Source organism: Pseudodesulfovibrio sp. S3 (genome assembly GCF_004025585.1).
Taxonomy (GTDB): Bacteria; Desulfobacterota; Desulfovibrionia; order Desulfovibrionales; family Desulfovibrionaceae; genus Pseudodesulfovibrio.
The window spans coordinates 298,550-317,180 of sequence record NZ_QTZO01000002.1 but is presented as its reverse complement, the minus strand read 5'-3'; the positions used below and the strand labels follow the sequence as shown (position 1 = coordinate 317,180).

The 18,631-nt window shown below is 47.8% G+C and carries 20 protein-coding genes; 15 read left to right on the top strand and 5 right to left on the bottom strand.

Annotated elements, in window-relative coordinates; all coding sequences use genetic code 11:
- Positions 1-27: 27 nt before the first annotated feature.
- Together DWB63_RS03190 and DWB63_RS03185 are read left to right on the top strand one after the other, a co-directional pair.
- Entirely contained in the window at positions 28-348 is a 321-nt protein-coding gene (locus tag DWB63_RS03190) for a helix-turn-helix domain-containing protein (protein ID WP_128327365.1), read from the top strand.
- Between the two features lie 251 nt (positions 349-599).
- The gene (locus DWB63_RS03185) at positions 600-785 is read left to right on the top strand and encodes a hypothetical protein (protein ID WP_128327364.1); all 186 of its coding nucleotides are present in this window, start codon (positions 600-602) and stop codon (positions 783-785) included.
- Between the two features lie 168 nt (positions 786-953).
- Here DWB63_RS03185 and DWB63_RS03180 read toward each other — a convergent pair whose 3' ends face one another.
- From DWB63_RS03180 to DWB63_RS03170, 4 genes are all read right to left on the bottom strand, one after another.
- Positions 954-1,304: a replication protein gene (locus tag DWB63_RS03180; RefSeq protein ID WP_128327450.1), complete on the bottom strand. Its 351-nt coding sequence runs from the start codon at positions 1,302-1,304 to the stop codon at positions 954-956.
- Positions 1,305-1,379: 75 nt separating this feature from the next.
- A complete protein-coding gene (locus DWB63_RS03175) occupies positions 1,380-2,510 on the bottom strand; it encodes a DnaB-like helicase C-terminal domain-containing protein (protein ID WP_206613123.1) in 1,131 nt (376 codons plus the stop codon).
- Positions 2,511-2,637: 127 nt separating this feature from the next.
- Positions 2,638-2,778, bottom strand: a complete 141-nt coding sequence (locus DWB63_RS17185; protein WP_164879774.1) for a hypothetical protein — start codon at positions 2,776-2,778, stop codon at positions 2,638-2,640.
- A 90-nt stretch (positions 2,779-2,868) separates the two neighbouring features.
- On the bottom strand, positions 2,869-3,351 hold the full coding sequence (locus DWB63_RS03170) for a hypothetical protein (RefSeq protein WP_128327362.1): 483 nt from the start codon (positions 3,349-3,351) through the stop codon (positions 2,869-2,871).
- Between the two features lie 361 nt (positions 3,352-3,712).
- Between DWB63_RS03170 and DWB63_RS03165 the strand changes: the two genes are divergently transcribed.
- The 10 genes from DWB63_RS03165 to DWB63_RS03115 all read left to right on the top strand — a co-directional run bounded on the left by DWB63_RS03165 (position 3,713) and on the right by DWB63_RS03115 (position 12,634).
- On the top strand, positions 3,713-3,919 hold the full coding sequence (locus tag DWB63_RS03165; protein ID WP_128327361.1) for a hypothetical protein: 207 nt from the start codon (positions 3,713-3,715) through the stop codon (positions 3,917-3,919).
- 1 nt (position 3,920) lies between these two features.
- The gene (locus DWB63_RS03160; protein WP_128327360.1) at positions 3,921-4,487 is read left to right on the top strand and encodes a tyrosine-type recombinase/integrase; all 567 of its coding nucleotides are present in this window, start codon (positions 3,921-3,923) and stop codon (positions 4,485-4,487) included.
- Positions 4,488-4,862: 375 nt separating this feature from the next.
- Entirely contained in the window at positions 4,863-5,252 is a 390-nt protein-coding gene (locus tag DWB63_RS03155) for a hypothetical protein (RefSeq protein WP_128327359.1), read from the top strand.
- Positions 5,253-5,369: 117 nt separating this feature from the next.
- Complete coding sequence (locus DWB63_RS03150; protein ID WP_128327358.1) at positions 5,370-5,999, top strand: hypothetical protein; 630 nt, start codon at positions 5,370-5,372, stop codon at positions 5,997-5,999.
- A 129-nt stretch (positions 6,000-6,128) separates the two neighbouring features.
- On the top strand, positions 6,129-6,668 hold the full coding sequence (locus DWB63_RS03145) for a hypothetical protein (RefSeq protein WP_128327357.1): 540 nt from the start codon (positions 6,129-6,131) through the stop codon (positions 6,666-6,668).
- A gap of 52 nt (positions 6,669-6,720) precedes the next feature.
- Entirely contained in the window at positions 6,721-7,515 is a 795-nt protein-coding gene (locus tag DWB63_RS03140) for a hypothetical protein (protein WP_128327356.1), read from the top strand.
- A 481-nt stretch (positions 7,516-7,996) separates the two neighbouring features.
- Complete coding sequence (locus DWB63_RS03130; protein ID WP_128327354.1) at positions 7,997-9,028, top strand: site-specific integrase; 1,032 nt, start codon at positions 7,997-7,999, stop codon at positions 9,026-9,028.
- 144 nt (positions 9,029-9,172) lie between these two features.
- A complete protein-coding gene (locus DWB63_RS03125; RefSeq protein WP_128327353.1) occupies positions 9,173-9,637 on the top strand; it encodes a hypothetical protein in 465 nt (154 codons plus the stop codon).
- A 78-nt stretch (positions 9,638-9,715) separates the two neighbouring features.
- Positions 9,716-10,834 carry a hypothetical protein gene (locus DWB63_RS03120; protein WP_128327352.1) on the top strand — a complete coding sequence of 373 codons (1,119 nt, stop codon included), beginning with the start codon at positions 9,716-9,718 and terminating at the stop codon, positions 10,832-10,834.
- Positions 10,835-11,167: 333 nt separating this feature from the next.
- On the top strand, positions 11,168-12,634 hold the full coding sequence (locus DWB63_RS03115; protein WP_128327351.1) for a GNAT family N-acetyltransferase: 1,467 nt from the start codon (positions 11,168-11,170) through the stop codon (positions 12,632-12,634).
- A 243-nt stretch (positions 12,635-12,877) separates the two neighbouring features.
- Here the strand turns inward: DWB63_RS03115 and DWB63_RS03110 are convergent, their stop codons facing one another.
- Positions 12,878-13,465: a TetR/AcrR family transcriptional regulator gene (locus tag DWB63_RS03110; RefSeq protein ID WP_164879773.1), complete on the bottom strand. Its 588-nt coding sequence runs from the start codon at positions 13,463-13,465 to the stop codon at positions 12,878-12,880.
- A gap of 370 nt (positions 13,466-13,835) precedes the next feature.
- Here DWB63_RS03110 and DWB63_RS03105 point away from each other — a divergent pair, with 370 nt between their 5' ends.
- The 3 genes from DWB63_RS03105 (at position 13,836) to DWB63_RS03095 (ending at position 18,616) form a co-directional block, all read left to right on the top strand.
- Positions 13,836-16,490, top strand: a complete 2,655-nt coding sequence (locus DWB63_RS03105; RefSeq protein ID WP_128327349.1) for an MMPL family transporter — start codon at positions 13,836-13,838, stop codon at positions 16,488-16,490.
- A gap of 72 nt (positions 16,491-16,562) precedes the next feature.
- Positions 16,563-17,336: an outer membrane lipoprotein-sorting protein gene (locus tag DWB63_RS03100; RefSeq protein WP_241648585.1), complete on the top strand. Its 774-nt coding sequence runs from the start codon at positions 16,563-16,565 to the stop codon at positions 17,334-17,336.
- Positions 17,333-18,616 (top strand): hypothetical protein, encoded by a 1,284-nt coding sequence (locus DWB63_RS03095; RefSeq protein WP_128327347.1) that lies wholly within the window; start codon positions 17,333-17,335, stop codon positions 18,614-18,616. The genes DWB63_RS03100 and DWB63_RS03095 overlap by 4 nt, the downstream gene beginning before the upstream one ends.
- The last annotated feature ends 15 nt before the right edge of the window (positions 18,617-18,631 follow it).

Genomic DNA, 18,631 nt, shown 5'->3' with positions numbered 1-18,631 from the left:
ACCTATAATTATGAATTGGAGGTGGTTATGTCGGAACTCAAAGTCAGGCTGGGGAAACGAATTCGGGAACTGAGGACCTCTCAGAGTCTCTCGCAAGATAAGCTCGCTGAACTTGTCGGTATCAGCGGCAAGTATCTTGGTGAGGTCGAGCGTGGGGAAGGCAATGTCTCAATCGAAAAGCTCGAAAAGATAGCCGAAGCTCTTGAGGTGACTATCGGTAGCCTCCTCGACAATGCCCATATGGAAGATCGATCTGATCTTATTAAGGATATAGGTGAGTTGCTGGATAAGGCTGATGACGCCGAGGTCCGTCTTGTTCATAGACTTGTGTCGGATGTGCTGAGATAACTCCTAACTACCTTTCGCTGTTAAAAGTATACAGCTTTTGCGAGTTGTATATTCCTGCCCTCGTTAATTCACCTAAAGAACTCAAGGTCGAGGCCGCATGATCTCTCGTGCGGTCTCGTCAGTTGCTTGCTCTTGTTATCTCGGCTGATAAAAAGTGGCTCATGTGGCCCTCGTGTTCTCCTGTTCATCCCTGTCCGTATAAATAGATTGGCTGCCAAGGAGTACTATCAACCTTGGAGCGAGGAGAGATCATGTCCGATGAGATCATGCTGAAATATCTTGATGGTGAAAACGAACTGCCCGAACTGCCCGAACTGCCCGAAGTGGACGGAGTGGAGGTCTTGGGCCTGTTGGCCGATGATAACGGTACGTCCTCCAAAGCTGTGTTGCCCAAAGCTCGAAAGATCGTTCAGAGTTATCGGTCAGGCCGAAAGTAATGTTCACCGAATGAATCACGTGATGGCCCTGATGTGCCTTTTGTTAGGGAGCGTCGATAGCAAGAATCTCAACTCGTATGTGGTGCTGGCAGCTAAGTTAAAGGGGCTGGAGTAGGGCATGAAAAAGCCCGGAGATCTGCTGCTTCTCCGGGCTTATATGTTGTTTGGTTAATCTAGCCACTCGTCAGTGTTGAAGTTCAGCTGGACAGCTTTTTTCGATGATTCATGGGGGATAATGATGTTTTTTTTCATGAACACCGAAAAAGCTCTTGATACCGTTTTGGGATCATAGCCAGTAAGTTTTGCTACGTCATCGCGACGGAAAATGGCAGGAGCCCCTCCGTATCCTATGTTGTTACGGATGATATACATAATGATAGCCCATTCGGCTCCGCTCAGTTTTCGGCCAATGAGTGCATTGTAGAGCCAGTGGTAGAATTGTGTATGGCATTTTTTAGGATCATATGCCCCATTTGCCTGTTTGTAGCTTTGCCTAGGCTTCGACTTGGTTCTGGTCAGTCCGGCGCTTTTTCAGCCTGTGGGCATTCATTTTTTCTTCCATTTTCTTCTGGTTAGACATCAGTCTTCTCCGTTTTATAGGGTTTCACGACTCATAAGGTCGCGTGTTAGTTCTTGATCCTTAAGCCATATGTCCATCTCAGAACTGTCATACATTTTGAGGGTATGGGCATCGGTGTAGAACAACTCTATTGAGTCGGTGAACGGTGCCATACGATTCTTGACGATCTTGTATCGCTTCTCGCCCTCATGCTTCTTGCCAGAGTCATCGCGTCCCGCCAGAAAAAGCATAAGGTCTGCTGTTGCCGGAACCCCAATTGATTCACTGACGTAATTCATGTCCAGTTCTTCCAATTTCGTGTTCATCCCAGGCCTATTGACCTGGGTTGCTGTTACAATAGGAATCGACATCTTTTTAGCCAGCAGCCTCAGTTCCTCGGCAATCTTCTTGGCAGTCGCGTATGTATCGGCGGCCCTGAATGGTACACTTGGATTCATCAGGTTGAGGTAATCGATGTAGACGATATCAATGTTGTCACTTCCATATCTCAGGATGTGCTGCTGAAGCTGGGCTGCCGAAAACTCTCCGTCATCATGGTCCACGATGTGGATATTTCCGTATTGACCTGAAAGATTGTCAGCCCAAGTGCTCTGAAAGGTGGATAGCCTTTTTTGAACGCTTGGTGATTTGTCCTGATCCTGTAATTCGTAAAGCGGAATGTCGCTGATTAAGGAGATGAATCTGTGCATATAGTCCATTTCGGACATTTCCAGCGTGACACAGAGCACATTCTTACCGTTTTGTGCTTGACGATGAGCCATGTTGATAAGGGCCTGAGTTTTTCCTCCATGGACTTCGGCAGCAAGGATGGTCAACGTCTTTTCAGGCAGTCCCCCGTTTAACATGTCATCGAGGTCAGGATAAAATGTCGGAACGACCTTCCTGTCCTTGCCATCAGCGATAAGGCCCACGATGTTGCCCATTTTTGAGTTGAGGGACGAGTGTGTCACTACCGGGCGTGAATAGGCTGCTCCAAGATTAGTAAGCTCCGAATGGTACTGAAGCAGTTCATCAAGGTTTCGTGTATTCTCGGCGGTTTCGTATCCCTGGTGCAAATGGGTAAATGCTGTCCTGTAATAACAAGCACAGTGGATGAATTCGGCTTCTTTGAGCAAGAGGTCGCTGCTCAACTCGTCAACGTTCAAGTCTTCAAGTTGGCTCTTGAGGTAGCTCAGTGCTTTTTTGACCTTTGGCCTATTGCTAGCAGAGTGCTCGTATAAAAGGCTTTGAGAGGGGAGTGAGTCGTTGTTTCGGTAGTGGTCGTGATAGATTCTAAAAATCAGTCCGTGCTTCTTCTTTGTCGAGCATCTCTGGTTCTAAGAACCTGAAGACTTCATTAGCGAACTTTTCATCAGTTTCACATCTCGTAATAATCAGTGCTTGTACCTGCTCGTCATTCCATTTGGATTTCATAAGTCGATCTCCCGTTAAACTGTTTCTTTCTTGTAGCCCAAGCTCTCATTGAGTTGGGACTGTTGCCATACCAAGAACTCTAGGACAGCTTCATTGATGAGTTGTTGCAGACTCACTCCGTTTCATGGCTGCCAGAGCTTTCATTTGCTGGTGGAGTTCCTCTCGGATTCCCACTCGTTTGAATTTCCCTTTTTTCATATGATCTCCAACGGTTTCGAGGCGGCAGAATTGCCCGCCACTACTACTTATAAGGATTTGACGGCAAAAAAGGCTTTTGGGGCAAAAAAAACGAAAAAAAGTTGAAAAAAGTTTTATGCATCCGAAATTATTTGAGTTTTTACTTGAACCAAAATGTCCCCCAAAAGGGACAATATTGACCCTTGAAATATTCATTCCGACCACTATCCAGTACTCTTTTGGCACTTCCTTTAATAAAGATAAAAAGGAATAAGGGGCTTGAAGCCTAGTCCCCTTCGGGGCCGAGTCTCCAAACCCAACAAGAGAAATTAACCCACAATGAGCAAGATGCGGGTGACGCATCTTGCAACGAACATCTTCGATGTTCGTTACCACTGTATATATTCATTACACTTGAAAATTCATGTCATAATTATTTCAACCACTGTCTGGCAGCAAAGCTGCCAGTTGTCAGGATAGCGTCGTCTTCGACGGACGCGACCTGACAAGCAGTATTGTGGAATAATGATTTTGAGAATTGTCATGAGTTACAATTATGACCTCGATGACATCTTCAATGCCCTGAAATCATGATGTTTAATCGCTATGAAAGGCAACTCTTTGTAAAGAGTTGACATTGAAATGATTCGAGTAACGAAAACAACAACTTAGGATTCGACAACAATTCCGTTTACGAGTGAATATCAACTTTATATATCTGAAATGTAAGAAACTTTACATTCAAGATGGAGTTGGCATGGAGATTAACGACAAGGTCCTGATTCGGTCATCAATTTATCTTGATGATGAGCAATATGGCACGGTTATCGATTTTGATGGGAATCTTGTCCAAGTCCACTTCGACTTGTCGGGAGAGATCGGCAGTTATCACCGAGGCGAGCTTATGGTTGTGGATGGCCGAGAGTTCGATGAATGGGCATCTCAAAACGTGCTGGGAGAATGAAATGGCAATTCCTAGAGCAGTCGATCCGATTAAGAGCCTTGAGGATATTCGCTCAATCAAGCAGATGCTTTTGTCCAAGCCGAGAGATTACCTGTTGTTCATTATGGGGATAAATACCGGTATCAGGTTGGGGGATTTATTGAAGTTCAAGGTTCGCCAATTCCAAGGACGAAAAGTGGGAGCTTCGATCGAAATTATGGAGTCAAAAACGGGGAAGCAAAATTTTCTTGTCATTAACAGGGAAGTTGATCGGGCTTTGAAGTTGTACTTTGATTCGACGGGTGTGGAGCCTGATAGCTACTTGTTTCGGTCAAGAAAGGCCGGGAAGCCTCTGACGCTTTGCGCGGTCAACCGTATGGTGAAGGCTTGGGCTTGCTCTATCAATTTGAAAGGCAATTACGGAGGCCGGACTCTTCGAAAGACGTTCGGTTATATCCAACGAGTTCATTTTGGGGTCGGCTTTGAGGTGCTGTGCAAGCGATATAATCATTCAAATCCGTCTGTGACAATGCGGTATATTGGCGTTCAGCCAGAAGAAATTACGAATATCATGATGCACGAAATATAGCTGAAGCAGTGCGCTTCAATTTTCCCCAATGGCCCCTAGGACAAAGTGTCTTTGGGGTCATTTTTTACCCTTGTTTGGCTAGTCGTTCTTCACCGGAATTTGTGCCATTTTGAGACTAAAATTACCAACTGACGGAAGTCGGTTGAAAAAAAAGTTATTTTTTATTTCCTTTTATTCAAGCAAGTTGCCTTGTTTTTGTGAGGCCCTGAAATGAGGCTTTGTTTATATTTTCGTGGCGTGAATTCATACTGGTCTCATGACCACGTGAAGAGCTCTCACCGGCACGCTTTAAAAGCCTCTGCCTCGGTCCATCGGTTGAAGATTGAGTCCTGAGTGACTCGCCAGATTAAATTATTACAGCCTGGAGGAAATACCATGGCAAAGAAAATACTTTTCACGCGTCGAGCTAGCTCTAATAGCGTGGGCGATATCGCCTATTGCAGCAAGCTCCAGAACGTCAACGGTAAGGAAACTATTTCTACGACCTTCCGTTTCAACCTCGAAGGCCTCATGAAATTGGAGGCCAAGCAAGGAGACTACGTTACCGTAGCTTTCGATGACGAAGTGGAGAAATTCTACTTCAAGAAAGTTAGTCAAGGGACTCCTGGGGCCAGGAGGCTCGGAAAGACCGTCGGCAATCGCCCCAATGCCTTGATCACTATTAGAGGGCTTGCAGAGCTCCCTGTTAGGGAAGCACCTGTGGCTCTTGAAGTACACGGTTTTGAAGATGGCGAGTTGGTTATGAGCCTGCCTAGTCACCAATAGGCATCGATTGACGAAGGGGTGCCTCGGGCACCCCTTCGTAAGCCGAACTAGTTGCAGCCAGTGCTTTTGAATTTTAAGTGACTAGCTGCTAATAGCACACAAGCAAAAGGATATACGATGAACAAAATATATCATTATGTTTTAGCTGATCAGAGGATTAAGCTTTTTCCAGATAATCCCCGCTTCATCGGTGGCACAGCTTACATGCAGAAGACAGTGGACAACGTTGAATATATCTACGGGTATCTCTCAATCCACGCTGAAGGCGGTTTTTGGGGATCGATCGTTTACAAGCTGAAAGCAAAGGAACCGCTCCTTTACGGATGTTTGGACGGAGAGATGTTCTCAGCTGATCCGAGTTTTGAAGAGCACAAAAAGCTTTTTAACGGATCAGAGCAGCTTAGATATTCAGAAGTGATGTCCGAAGAGGAACGAGATGTTCATGAAAGCCTTTTTAAGGCATTTCATGACAGATGGTTTGTCAATGGCAATGCCACGGAGAGAATGTTCAGACTTGAACGTCTCAAGGACATGTCCGTGGGAGTTCGCGCTGGTGTGGAGTTTTACCAGCAGAAGGATCGCTACAGGAAGCAGGTGCTTGACGCACTCGAAAAAGCCGACCTCCCGGTAGATATTCAGTGGATTCCACTGACCCATGAAGAGGCCCTTGAAGCTTACGAAGCCGAACAGGCCAAGAACTTCGATCCTCAGGAAAAAGAGATTCTTCAGCGACTCGAAGCCCTCTAGTACTTGGTACTCTTAACATTGGGGATTCCCCTTCTTTGGGGGGTATCCCGTGCGAAAGCACGAATGAAATGAATGCGGCAGCAGCTGATGCATTGTCTTCGCTGACGTCCAAAAAATAGGAAAAGAGTAATGAAAAAAAATATTAATTATTATGTGGTTGGGAAGAAGGGATATTGGGATAAGCCCAATGGTTTCTATGGTGCGGCCTATACGTTCAGATCTCCCCAAAGGTGTGAAAAAGGGGCTCTCGCGACAGATGCTTGTGAGGGGTGTGATTGGTTCGCGTCTGTGATCTACGCTTACGTCATCGGGTACAACGCTGCGGGGAGAAAAGAGTACTGCGTTCGAATGAACTGGCAATATGAGTATGCTACTTTACATCATTGTGAGGCAGATGAAGCGTGGGTGTCTCCGCAAAATAAGCATATGCCTTCTATGGAAGTGTTTACGACTGACGAGATAGATCTTTTCGACGAATTAGAGCACGCAATACTTTGCGGCTGGGTCGATTTTAAAGAAAATGATAATCCTCTTGAAACTTATTTAGAGTATTTGAATCCAGATAAAATAAAAATAATGACTGTTAATGAAGACGGTGATCTTGTTTACGAAGGTAATCACTATTTTGATTTCCTTGATTTGATGGTTGAGTGCAAACTTGGTTTTTAATTTGAAATTTGAAGTTAAAAAAATGGATAAAATGCATTAAAAGGATAAAATAATGAGTTACGATATTAGTACACATGTGGTTTTTAAGGATAATAGCTATATTGATGAATTTATTTCTAGTAACTTAATAGATATATATTTGTATTGGGATTTTAGAAGTGATTTTGAAAAAAGAATAGATTTGATAAAAAGAAATAAACGACTTATTGGGCGCTCGCAAGCACAGGTTAAGGGGTTAGAGTTAATCCCAGATGAAATTCCAAGTGCATTATGTTGGGTGTCAAAAAATGATCGAGGCGGAATTTCTAGATTGGAATTGAAGATCATTGGGGAGTCATCTTGGGATGGATTTACTAAATTAATTAGAAGATCATCATTACATGGTGCAGTAGTATATTTTGGAGATGAGCATATGGACGTTGAGTTATACTATGACGGACTTCCTGTTGCTCAAACAGGTGGTGTTTTATACGATCCAGCTGGTTTTCTAGATGGGAATGACACAAATATATTGGTCGATAAGTCTGTGTTGAGATATTGCTACACTGATTTTCTCACAGATAGAGAGATGGAGTATGTTGCGTATAGTATCAATAAAAATAAGTGTACGGGTAGCCGAATTTGGTTTGAAGAAAGTTGGAGTGGTACTATCACAAATGCGATATATGATTCTCAGAGTGATTATGAATTTCTTTTTGACTATGTGGTTATGGAGCATGATACATTCGAAAAAAAATATGGCGAAGACACTCACTGTGAGTGCATTCAGGAAAAATTGTTAGATGCTCTTTTCTGGATGCGCTACACCCCGATAATAGAAAAAATTGTTGTAGGTAAGATTCTCTAACAGCATTTGGTAGCTGCCGAGGGCCTTACCCTCGGCAGCTTTTGTATATTAGTAGATGCGAAGAAAGCTTAAATAAACCCAGAGTTCATTCTGTGTGTCTGTGTAAACTTGAATTCTTTCCATATAAATAACTGTAACATAGAGCAAAACCGCTTGCTCCAAAATCAAGGAGGACGTCACTATGACTAACGAAAATCAAAATGTTGATGGGTTGAGCCGGATGCGTCAGTAGCGCAGCGCAGAGGGCTCCTTATGGACGACAGATGATCCGACCGGAATATCTTAACCTCAAAAATGCAGCAGCATATTGCGGGTACGGCCCGCGACACTTCGCCAGGATTACCAAAGGGTATCAACTGCCGAAATATGGGCCGAAGCTCAATCGTTACAAGATAACGGACCTCGATGACTTCATGGCTTCACCATCCGAGTTCGCTGTGAGGGCAGAGCGCAGGAGGGCGGGATTTATCCCGGTCGAAGTATGAGCGTAGGTCAGATCAAATCGACGGGAGTCTGGTACTGCCAGTACAGGCTCCCCGGCAAGAAAAGCCCGGTTAAAGAATACTTCGGGAGGGGTGAAGAGGGTAAGAAGAATGCCAAGCTTAGGGACCTCGAAGTCAAGAAATCAAAAATCAAGCAGACGCCTATTAACAGAGCAGAGGTCCACCTGGACGAGTTGGCGCAACTTTATATCAACCACGAGAAGCGTAAGAAGCGAGACCCCAGTTACCTGAACCTAGTCCGCGACAAGCTGAACAAAGAGTGGCTGCCCATTCTGGCTTCAAAGCCAATCTTCAAGCTTGGTCCCAAAGATTTTGAGAAGGTACATGCCTTGTACGATGGCAAAGCCGTTGCCACTCAAAATCGCTATATGGACTACCTCAATATCATCCTGAACTTTGGTGTGAGGATGGAGTACATACCAAGGAACCCCATGAAAAAGTGGTGGTCCGAGGTGAAGAAGCAGGAAAAACCGAGAGAACTGAATATGTCTCTTGAGGACTTCCGTAGGCTGTATGATAACTCGTCTCCCCATCTTCAATTTGCCCTAGATGTCATGTGGGAGCTTGGGGCGAGGCCAGGTCCAAGTGAACTGTTTGGGTTGCTTTGGAGGGATGTCGATTGGGAGCGAAATCAGATACGAGTCAGGGGGACCAAAACTAAGGCTAGCGACAGATTTATCCCCATCAGTGAAGAGTTTAAGGAAAGGCTTAAGGCTAAATACGCCGAAGCAAAGACGGATTATTTGATCGAGTACCGAGGCAAGCGAATTAAAAGCTCTAAGTCCGCATTTAGGGGAGCCAAGAAGAAAGCTAAGTTGGACAAGTCGGTCTGCATGTATACGATCAGGCATTTGTTTACATCGATGACTCTGGCAAACGGGGCTGACGCAAAGGCAGTAGCCAATATCCTCGGACATACTTCCCTCAGGATGATCATGAACACCTACTACCATGAGACCGATGGAGAGAGACGACGAGCTATCGAGTCCAAGCCGAAGCTGATCAAATAAGTCACTATAGGAAATGGTAAAAAGGCCTCTCAGAAAGCAACTGAGAGGTCTCTTTTTATGCACTCTGAAATCTGACAAATCATTAGCCATCAGAATGTGCTTGGTGTATGGAAAAGTCATAAATACGCCATGTTGGAGGTGCTTATGGCTAAAAAGAAAATTGATCCAAGTAAAATCTTTGCAGACTATGTGATCGACATGCGGGGAGACACCCGGTGGTTTGCCGAGTTGCACTACACTTCAACAATGCGTGGACCTAGAGGCAATAAGCATATCGAAATGAGCAATATCCCGACGTTGAACATAAGCGGGAAACTCTCATATACAGAAAGCAAAAAGGTCGAGTTGGGCAGCCCGATTGATATTCGAATTTACACTGAAGAAGAGGAGAGAGTGACCGAGTTCATCGGGATAATCGACAAGTACAAGAATGTGCTGCAAGTGGTCCTTTGGCTACCCTGGGAAATAGCCAATCATTTGCATATGACCTTGATATCCGGGAAAGCGGAGATGGTTACAATTTCCGGGACTGACTTGTATCGGCGAAGCGCGTCCGTGAGAGGCATTGATATGAAGGCAGAATATGACCTTCAGGACTATTTCGAGTAAAGGTTGCAGCCGTTTAGGTTTCAACATAAAAGTTGTTGTGTTGATGCTTTTTAAAGTTTGAACATTTGTAGGGCCGTTATGCTGCCGCAACGCTATTGGGAAATCATAGATCAGATTCTTAAAGAGATCGAGAGTGCTCAGTTAAGTGTATATTCTTGCTTTGACCCTTCTGGTGATGCTTACCTTACTCCTTTGGTTAGAGAAGCCATTGAAATTCGTGTAAGAGGCTTTTCCGAGAAGGATGAAAAGGATTACCGTTCAACCGTTGAAACAAGCGGTGTTTATGGTCGCGCTGGGTTAACAGATGATGAAAGAATGGCTCTAATTCTTATTGGAGTTGATGTTAAGCAACAGATTCAACCAAGAGAGTGCCAGCGGTGTTGTGAGTCCTATCATGTTGATGCTCCTGTTTTTAGAAAGGCTCCCGAACTATGGAATCTAGTCAGAGACGACTTAGTTTCTGTTAATTCAGGTGTTGTCGCTCCCTCTGGGCAGTTGATTAGATACCCATCTTTCTTGTGTCGCCTACACGGTCATCTGCCTAAACATTTCATTCTTTATGAGACGCTGTTTAAAGTTGTTGGTCGGAACAGGTTGTATTTGAGGGTGGACCAATATGACGACTCTCAGTCAGATGTGATCTACGCTTTAGAAGAGGTCATTAGACCCATGGACCCAACTTTCTTAAAACAGTTAAAGATATTTAGGGGAGAGAAGAAGTGGGGGTATTATGAGGTGTTGCCGCCAGAGCATCCGACAGACTATCAGTATTGGGACTATCATCAAGGTTTTGGGAAACTGGAGGTAGTGTTCAAGCGAAATGGAGACGATTTGTCATGTATGATTGAAGAATTGCCTCGCGAGGCAGATGGGCGAGTACTCACAAGTCTATGTCTGCATGCAACATCGAAATGTCCGGTGGATACTGATTGGAATGACGCCGTTGCTGATCATATTGATGGGGCTATTCAGTTTTATTTTGACGAGAGGGCTCTAGAACGATTCGATTCCAATATAAGCGTTGCAGAGTGTGATGCATCGTGCAGGACTCACTTGTTCCGCATAGAAGAAACCTCTTTGAGCAATCTGCTTCCAATAGCAAAAATGTTTTTCCAAGCTGAATCGCTGTTAAAGGATTGGGTTGATGATCAGTTTAGGTTCTTTAAGCCATCAGAGTTGCAGGATAAGATTGTTTAACTGAAATCTATTCTGGTGAGAATTAGGAAGAATATACATAAAATATACAATCGGTCCCAGAGCATACACAGTGGGTATACGGGAATGTATCTAAGGTAATAGAATTAACACTTTAGATGCAGTAATCAAAAATGGCATTCAAGAGGTCGTGGGTTCGATTCCCTCCAGCTCCACCAATGATTATAAAGGCTTAGAAGGTTTTCCTTCTAAGCCTTTTTTCGTGGAATATACAAAAGGATATACAAATGATATCGGGTAGATGATGGCTGAATCTGGACGCAAAGATGAAATTGGTATGGTGCCCCCTTAATTCTGGTCTATTGGAGAAGCTACATGGAACGAAGCGCCAGCATACATTTCCCTGCTGAAAAGAAGTTTCTCTCGCTCGCCCTCGCTTTTGTGGAGGAGTTCGGGAGTGCTGTCGGCATGACCAAGGAATTGCCATACATCAGACTCAGTCTGGAAGAGGCACTGGCTAACGTGATGGATCATGGCTGTCCCGAAGACAACATGGTGAGACTTCGTGCTCAATCCGACTCGCTTGGTGTGGAGTTTGTCATTCGTGAGCGCGGCACCCCCTTTGACCCTGAAACCATGGAAAAACAGGTTGCCAGTCCGGACGGTGACATACTGGAACAGGGGTTGGGGCTGAAATTCATGAAGTCGTTCATGGATAAAGTCACGTTTTCCAACCTCGGCAGGCAGGGCAAGCAGATACGCCTTTATAAGAAATATTCCACACTCCCTGTTGCGGATTGCTCCTCTGATCCGGAGTCGGACTCTTGTGCCGAGGTTCAGGAAGATATCAGTTATACTGTCCGCCTGATGCGGCAGGAAGAAGCTCTGGACGTGGCCCAATGTGCCTATTCTGCATACGGCTATTCTTTCATCGTCGACAATGCCTATGACGCGAAAGCCATACGGGAACTCAATCAAAGTGGCCAGCTCGTGTCCATGGTGGCCGTGACCGAAGACGGTGACGTCATGGGCCATGCCTCCATGGCTTTGGATGATGATCCGTTATGTGGAGCATGGGGACGGGCCTTTGTCCGGAAACGGTATCGCCGTCGAGGATGCTTGAAGGAACTCTCTGTCGGGCTGATGAAGGAAGCCCAAGCCAGAAATCTGCAATGGGTCGTTGCCGATGCCGTTTGTTCGCATGAATATTCCCAGCGTGCAGTCGTCAGCTTCGGGTTCGAGCCGTGCTGCCTTGTTCTCGCCCGGACAACTCCTCTCGATCTCAAGGGGATCAAAGATGCACAGGAGCGGGAAAACATCCTCCTGTGCTATCGGCGCATATCATCACCAATCAGCTCACTTCCGCTCTTTTTCCCTCCGGATCATGCAGATTTCATCAGCTACCTCTACCAGGGACTTGGGGAAAATCCCAAACTTGGCAAAGTGCAACAAACGGCCTCCACAGATCGACCTCATGAAATGAAGGTATTTGTCGAGCCTCTGGCAACAGCCACCATCATCGTGGAGACCTGTGGGCAAGGCGTGGTCCCTGCAGTGAAAAACGCCCTTCGATCTGCTTGCATGGAGGGCCTCAAGGGTATCTATCTCCTGCTGGACCTGGCTGATCCGATTGTATCGGAATTGACGCCAGAGTTTGAAGCCATGGGCTTCTTCTTCAGTGGCATACGGCCTCGCTCCGATGGACGGGATCAGTTGGTATTGCAATATCTCAACAATATCGGTGTAGATTTCGATGCCATCAAGGTAGCCTTCGAACAGGGCGTTGAGCTAAAAGAATATGTCCGGAGATGTGAGAGTAAGGTTGTTAAACCCTGGGGTTGATAGCGTGTATGGAATTTAATGGTGACCACCTTGAACGGCATTCAAGAGGTCGTGGGTTCGATTCCCTTCAGCTCCACCAATGATTATAAAGGCTTAGAAGGTTTTCCTTCTAAGCCTTTTTTCGTGGAATATTTAGAATGGTATACAAATGGTCGGAGGTGGCTGATCCGTCCACCTATAAGAATGTTGCTAAATGATCCAACGAGGTGATCCACCTCTGGCTCTCCCAGGATTCAATGTGTTTCACAGCCGGTAGTAACTCAAGAAAAAGTCCGCGTATTCCTCTGCTAAATTTCGGATTTCCCCTTCGGTCAGGGGGGCGTGGCAGAAGAAAAGTCTGGGCCACATGACAGCGGATTTTACGAGGCCGCCCAAATGGGTGAGAGCCTTTTCCGGAGCCTCGGAGCGGAGTTGTCCGTCCTCCATGGCCGAACGTATCCATAGAAACGGAGCGCTTTTTGAGAAATCGGCGGCCTCGGAAAGGATTTCACTCAGTTTTGGTTCTCTGATCACTTCCGCGATGATGATTCGGGCCAGACGTATGTGCTCCTCTCTGTTCAGGTGGGCGAGCATGGCGTAGACGACCCCCACGAGTTGCCCCCTGACAGAGGTCCCAGGCTGGTATCGTGGACATTGCTTCAGGGTGGCGCTTTGGCGAAGGTGCTTGATTATCGCCGAAAATACGGCTTCCTTGCTGCCGTAATATTTGTAGAGCGTCCTTTTTGAAACTCCGGCCGCCTCGGCTATGGTTTCCATGCCGGTGCCCGAATAACCGTGCTTTTCAAATACGGCACATGCTGCCCGTATGATGTCCAACTGTTTTTTTGTCATCTCCCCCATTCCTGTACCTCCAACGTCTGCATGCCGTTCAATACCGCGTGTTGTTGTTTCCGTCCAGCAAGGCGGTGTCCGCGTGGCATATTCCTGTATATTTTATGATGTAACACGCTGATTACATGATTTATTTGTTGAACAGGAAAATGTAAACGAAGTCGTTTACTTTCTCTTGACTTCTTGTAAACGCGGTCGTATACCTGCCTCGGAATACTTGTTGAGAATTTTGAGCAACACCGAGCGGCAAGCATCAGTTGCCGTATTTTTTGCTGGAATGGTTAAGCAGCTTTACTATTGCAGCGTGTATGGGTTGGTCCTGTGGATCAAGTTGCCAGGACCGCAATTTTAATCATGTCGAGGGAATGAAATGAAGCTGAAGAATACCATGGTGGCCATTGCCATCGGGCATTGCAAATCGACGATCCTGTTCACGATATTGTTGGCGGTTTTGGCGGGGTCGTTTTTTCCGCAAGTGCAAATAGACACCGATCCCGAGCACATGCTCCCGACAAGCGACCCGTCCAGAGTCTTCCACAATCAGGCCAAGAAGACCTTTGCCCTTTCGGAAATCGTGGTGCTTGGGATCGTGAACGAAGGCAATCCGGACGGGGTGTTCAACCAGAAGACTCTGGGCAATATCTATACGCTGGCTGAATATGCCAAGACCCTCAGATGGGAAAATCCCGACGACCCGGAAAAAAGCGGCGGGGTCATCAGTGTGGACATGATTGCTCCGTCCCTGGTGGAGCATATTAGCCAGGCCGGACCGGGCACCGTGTCCTTTGACTGGCTCATGCCTGCTCCGCCGAGCAACAGGGAGGAATCATTGGGCGTGCGTGAACGGATTATGTCCAACCCCATGCTTGCGGATCGCATGGCCTCTGAAGACGGCAAGGCCATTTGCCTGTACCTGCCCCTGACGGACAAACATCTGAGTTATAAGGTCTATACTGCGCTCAATGAAAAAGTCGCGCAAATGGGCATGGAGGATGAAGTCCACATCACGGGCCTGCCCGTGGCGCAGGATGCCATTGGCGTGGAGATGTTCACGGAAATGATGGTGTCTTCTCCTCTGGCCATGGGGACCATATTCCTCCTGCTGTTTTTCTTTTTCAGGAAACTCTCGTTGACCATCCTGCCCATGATCATTGCCACGTTGTCGGTGGTTATCACCATGGGGTTCATGATCGGAACCGGCTTCAAGGTGCATATCATGAGTTCCATGATACCGGTGTTCCTCATGTCGATTTCCGTTGTGGATTCCATCCACATCCTGTCGGAGTTCTTCGATTCCTACACGGTGGAGAAAGGGCGCAAGGAAACGATACGCAAGGTGCTGGAGACGCTCTTCATGCCCATGCTCTACACTTCACTGACTTCGGCCGCCGGCTTCATGTCCCTTGCCCTGACACCCATTCCTCCTGTTCAGGTCTTCGGCGTTTTCGTAGGCGCGGGCATCATGATCGCCTGGCTGCTGACCATCCTGTTCGTCCCTGCGTACATCATGGTCCTTCCCCAAAGGGCCTTTGCCAATTTCGGCCTTGCAATCAGGCTGGAGCAAAAAGCCTCTCCGCTTTCAAAGCTTCTGGTTTTCACCGGAAAGGCATCCTTCAAACATGCAAAATCCATAGTGGCCTTGCTTGTGGTTCTCGTGGCGATTTCGGCATGGGGAATCACCAAGATCAGGATAAACGACAACCCGGTGAAATGGTTTGCGACAAGTCATCCCATCCGAAAGGCGGACACTGCTTTGACCAGGCATTTCAGCGGAACGTATCCCGCCTATCTGATTCTGGAAGGCAAGAATGCGCAGTCCGTTTCTCGCGAGGAGCAACTCAATATAATTAAGCGTTTCACAGAGTTTTGCCGAGACATGGAGGGGAGTGCACAATCCGGCAAACAGGCCGGGCAGTTTATCGCGGCCCTGTCCGCAGAAACGAGCGCCAATCCGAATGGATCGTTCCTGGATGCGGCCATAGAAATTGCGGAAAAGCATGCCGCAGCCGCCAAGTCTGATGAGGATTTTTACGTCTACGAGGAATTCGCCAACTACTTCAGCCTTGAAAAAGAGAAGAGGAAGCCTTTCAAGCAGCCGGAAGTCCTTCGGTATGTCGCCCGGTTGCAACAGCAGCTTCAAGATCAGGGTCTGGTGGGGAAAGGGATATCTTCGGCGGATGTGGTCAGCAAGATCAATCAGGAGATGATCGACGGCAAGCTGGGCAACTACCGTGTGCCGGATACGCTGCAGGGAGTCGGTGAATGCTACATGCAGTTCCAGCAGAGCCATCGCCCCCACGACCTGTGGCATTTCGTGACCCCGGACTACAACGGCGCCTGCGTGTTGTTCCAGCTCGCCAGCGGCGACAACAAGGACATGGAGGCCGTGGAAAGGTATGTGAACGAGTATTTCAGCAAGAATCCTCCGCCCGTGGAAATCGAGCACCGCTGGGCCGGGCTGACATACATCAACGTTGCCTGGCAAAACCAAATGGTGGAGGGGATGCTGCGCTCGTTCGTGGGCAGCTTCGGTATTGTGCTGCTGATGACGGTTTTCCTGTTCCGGTCGGTGAAATGGGGCCTGCTGTGCATGATCCCGCTGACCATCACCATAGCCATGATCTACGGTTTCATCGGCATAATCGGCAAGGACTATGACATGCCGGTGGCCGTTCTCGGTGTGCTCACCCTGGGCATGTCAGTGGACTTCGCCATACACTTTGTGGAGCGGTGCCGTTCCATCCACTCACGTATGGGCTCGTGGGAGCGAACCGTGCCCCGCATGTTTGCGGCTCCGGCAAGGGCCATCAGTCGAAACGTGCTGGTTATCTCCATAGGATTTCTTCCGCTGCTGGTTTCATCCCTTGTCCCTTACCAGACCACAAGCCTGCTCCTGTCTTCCATCATGATGCTTTCAGGTGCGCTGACCCTGGTTGCCATGCCCGCAATAATAACGCTCGCGACAAAGTTGTTTTTCCCCGGTGAACCTGCTCCGCGACAGCGCCGGTCGGAGAAACTGTATTAAAACAAAATGATAGAGAGGTTTAAAATGAAAAGATGCATACTTGTTTTGGCAGTTATTACGGCATTGTCCCTGATGATATCAGCGGTATGCCCCGCAACCGAACTGGATGCCGAGGCCATTATCACGAGGGCAAATCACGTGGCCCTGTATCAAGGGGAGACGTGCAAGGGAAAGGTGACCTTCACCATAACGGACAGTCAGGACCGCGTGCGCATAAGGGAACTGAACATCCTGAGAAAAGACATGCCTGGATGCGATCAGGCTCAGAAATACATGACCTACTTCAAGGCCCCGGCAGACGTGCGCAAAATGACCTTTCTCGTGCACAAGACCGTGGAACCCGGGCAGGACGACGCACGCTGGCTCTACATGCCCGGCCTGGACCTGGTAAAGCGGATCGCGGCCGGTGACAAGCGCACCAGCTTTGCGGGTTCGGATTTCCTTTATGAGGACATTTCCGGGCGCAACACAAGCGAAGACAGGCACGAACGGCAAGAGGATCTGGAGGGATATTACGTTATCAAGAACACGCCAAAGAACCCGGAAGGCGTCGAGTTCACGCATTATTTGGCATACATAGATCGGAAAACGTTTATTCCCATGAAGGTGGATTATTACAAGGGCGACACGTTGTACCGTGTCATGGAAGTGCTCAACGTTGAAGAAATAGCGACCCAGAATGGGGATAAAGTATTTCCAACGGTAACGGAATCAATGTTCAGGAACCTCGAAACCGGAAGCTCCACGGTCATGTCCTTTTCCGACATCAAGTATGACATTCCCCTTGAGGAGGATATTTTCAGTGAGCGTTACCTCAGAAGGCCGCCCAAAGAGGTGATGCGATGAAAGCAGTCTTGATGGGGTTATGGCTGGGGCTGTTCGCAGCCCTGGCCTTTCCGGCCCCTGCTGCCCTTGCGGAGGAGGACTCCCTTTCTCCCCTGGAGCAAATATTGGAGCAACTGGAGCTGTATGGTTTTTTGGAAACCCGCGTGGGTGCCCGCACACAAAGCGATCCGGAGGAGAAGGGCCTTTCCGTGGCCGAGACGAGGCTGCAATTGGAGGCATTCACCAGCACGGAGAACGTGGACTTCAAGTTCAGGGGAGATCTCCGCGGGGATGTGGTGGCTGACTGCACTGCCTACGAGACGAGGGAGGCCTGGATGTTTTCCAGGCCGTACGACTTTCTGGACATCAAGGCCGGTCGACAAATCCTGACCTGGGGCACAGGCGGTCTGGTCTTTCTCAACGACCTGTTTCCCAAGGACTGGCAGTCGTTTTTCATCGGCAGGGACGCGGAGTATCTCAAGGCGCCCAGCACCTCGATCAAGGTGGGAGTGTTCAGCGATTTTGCCAACGTGGATCTCGTGTATACGCCCAAATTCGAATCCGACAGATACATAAACGGCGAATACATATCCTACTGGAGCGCCGCCCGACAAAAACTGTTGGGCAATGACAACGTTCTCAGGACCGATACGCCTGACCGGTGGTTTGAAGACGACGAATTTGCCGCCCGCGTATACCGCAACATCGACGATTATGAATTGGCACTCTACTTCTACAGGGGGTTTTGGAAAAGTCCGAACGGGACCAACGCCAAGGGTGAATCCACGTTTCCGGAAATGAACGCCTATGGCGGCAGCATCCGTGGCGCTGTCGGTCCGGGTATCGGCAATCTGGAATTCGTCTATTACGACTCTCCTGAAAGCCATGGCGGGGAGAACCCTTCGGTCCGCAATTCCGAGATGCGCTACCTTGTCGGCTATACGCAGGAAGCGTGGAAGGATTTCAACGTAAACGTCCAGTACTACGTCGAGCAGATGTGCGACTATGCTGAATACCGCAAAGGGCTCAGCATCGGTGAACCGCGAGACGAGTTCCGGCATGTGCTGACCGTGCAGTTGACGCAATTGCTCATGAGTCAGAACCTGACCCTGGCGTTGGACACCTATTATTCTCCCAGCGACAACGACGCGTACTTGCGGCCCAACATCAGCTACAAGGTCTCGGATAAGACGACAGTGGGGCTGGGTGCGAATGTCTTTACAGGAGAATCGAAGCACACGTTCTTCGGACAATTTGAAAAAAATACCAATATTTATACGTCACTGCGCTACAGCTTTTGAGGCGGAAGGGTGATG

What these genes read in the sequence shown, in the direction of transcription:
- DWB63_RS03150 (WP_128327358.1), top strand. Translation starts at nt 5,370, where the DNA reads ATGAACAAAATATATCATTATGTTTTAGCTGATCAGAGGATTAAGCTT.
- DWB63_RS03165 (WP_128327361.1), top strand. Translation starts at nt 3,713, where the DNA reads ATGGAGATTAACGACAAGGTCCTGATTCGGTCATCAATTTATCTTGAT.
- DWB63_RS03120 (WP_128327352.1), top strand. Translation starts at nt 9,716, where the DNA reads ATGCTGCCGCAACGCTATTGGGAAATCATAGATCAGATTCTTAAAGAG.
- DWB63_RS03105 (WP_128327349.1), top strand. Translation starts at nt 13,836, where the DNA reads ATGAAGCTGAAGAATACCATGGTGGCCATTGCCATCGGGCATTGCAAA.
- DWB63_RS03140 (WP_128327356.1), top strand. Translation starts at nt 6,721, where the DNA reads ATGAGTTACGATATTAGTACACATGTGGTTTTTAAGGATAATAGCTAT.
- DWB63_RS03155 (WP_128327359.1), top strand. Translation starts at nt 4,863, where the DNA reads ATGGCAAAGAAAATACTTTTCACGCGTCGAGCTAGCTCTAATAGCGTG.
- DWB63_RS03190 (WP_128327365.1), top strand. Translation starts at nt 28, where the DNA reads ATGTCGGAACTCAAAGTCAGGCTGGGGAAACGAATTCGGGAACTGAGG.
- DWB63_RS03100 (WP_241648585.1), top strand. Translation starts at nt 16,563, where the DNA reads ATGATATCAGCGGTATGCCCCGCAACCGAACTGGATGCCGAGGCCATT.
- DWB63_RS03115 (WP_128327351.1), top strand. Translation starts at nt 11,168, where the DNA reads ATGGAACGAAGCGCCAGCATACATTTCCCTGCTGAAAAGAAGTTTCTC.
- DWB63_RS03110 (WP_164879773.1), bottom strand. Translation starts at nt 13,465, where the DNA reads ATGACAAAAAAACAGTTGGACATCATACGGGCAGCATGTGCCGTATTT.
- DWB63_RS03185 (WP_128327364.1), top strand. Translation starts at nt 600, where the DNA reads ATGTCCGATGAGATCATGCTGAAATATCTTGATGGTGAAAACGAACTG.
- DWB63_RS17185 (WP_164879774.1), bottom strand. Translation starts at nt 2,778, where the DNA reads ATGAAATCCAAATGGAATGACGAGCAGGTACAAGCACTGATTATTACG.
- DWB63_RS03160 (WP_128327360.1), top strand. Translation starts at nt 3,921, where the DNA reads ATGGCAATTCCTAGAGCAGTCGATCCGATTAAGAGCCTTGAGGATATT.
- DWB63_RS03095 (WP_128327347.1), top strand. Translation starts at nt 17,333, where the DNA reads ATGAAAGCAGTCTTGATGGGGTTATGGCTGGGGCTGTTCGCAGCCCTG.
- DWB63_RS03125 (WP_128327353.1), top strand. Translation starts at nt 9,173, where the DNA reads ATGGCTAAAAAGAAAATTGATCCAAGTAAAATCTTTGCAGACTATGTG.
- DWB63_RS03130 (WP_128327354.1), top strand. Translation starts at nt 7,997, where the DNA reads ATGAGCGTAGGTCAGATCAAATCGACGGGAGTCTGGTACTGCCAGTAC.
- DWB63_RS03145 (WP_128327357.1), top strand. Translation starts at nt 6,129, where the DNA reads ATGAAAAAAAATATTAATTATTATGTGGTTGGGAAGAAGGGATATTGG.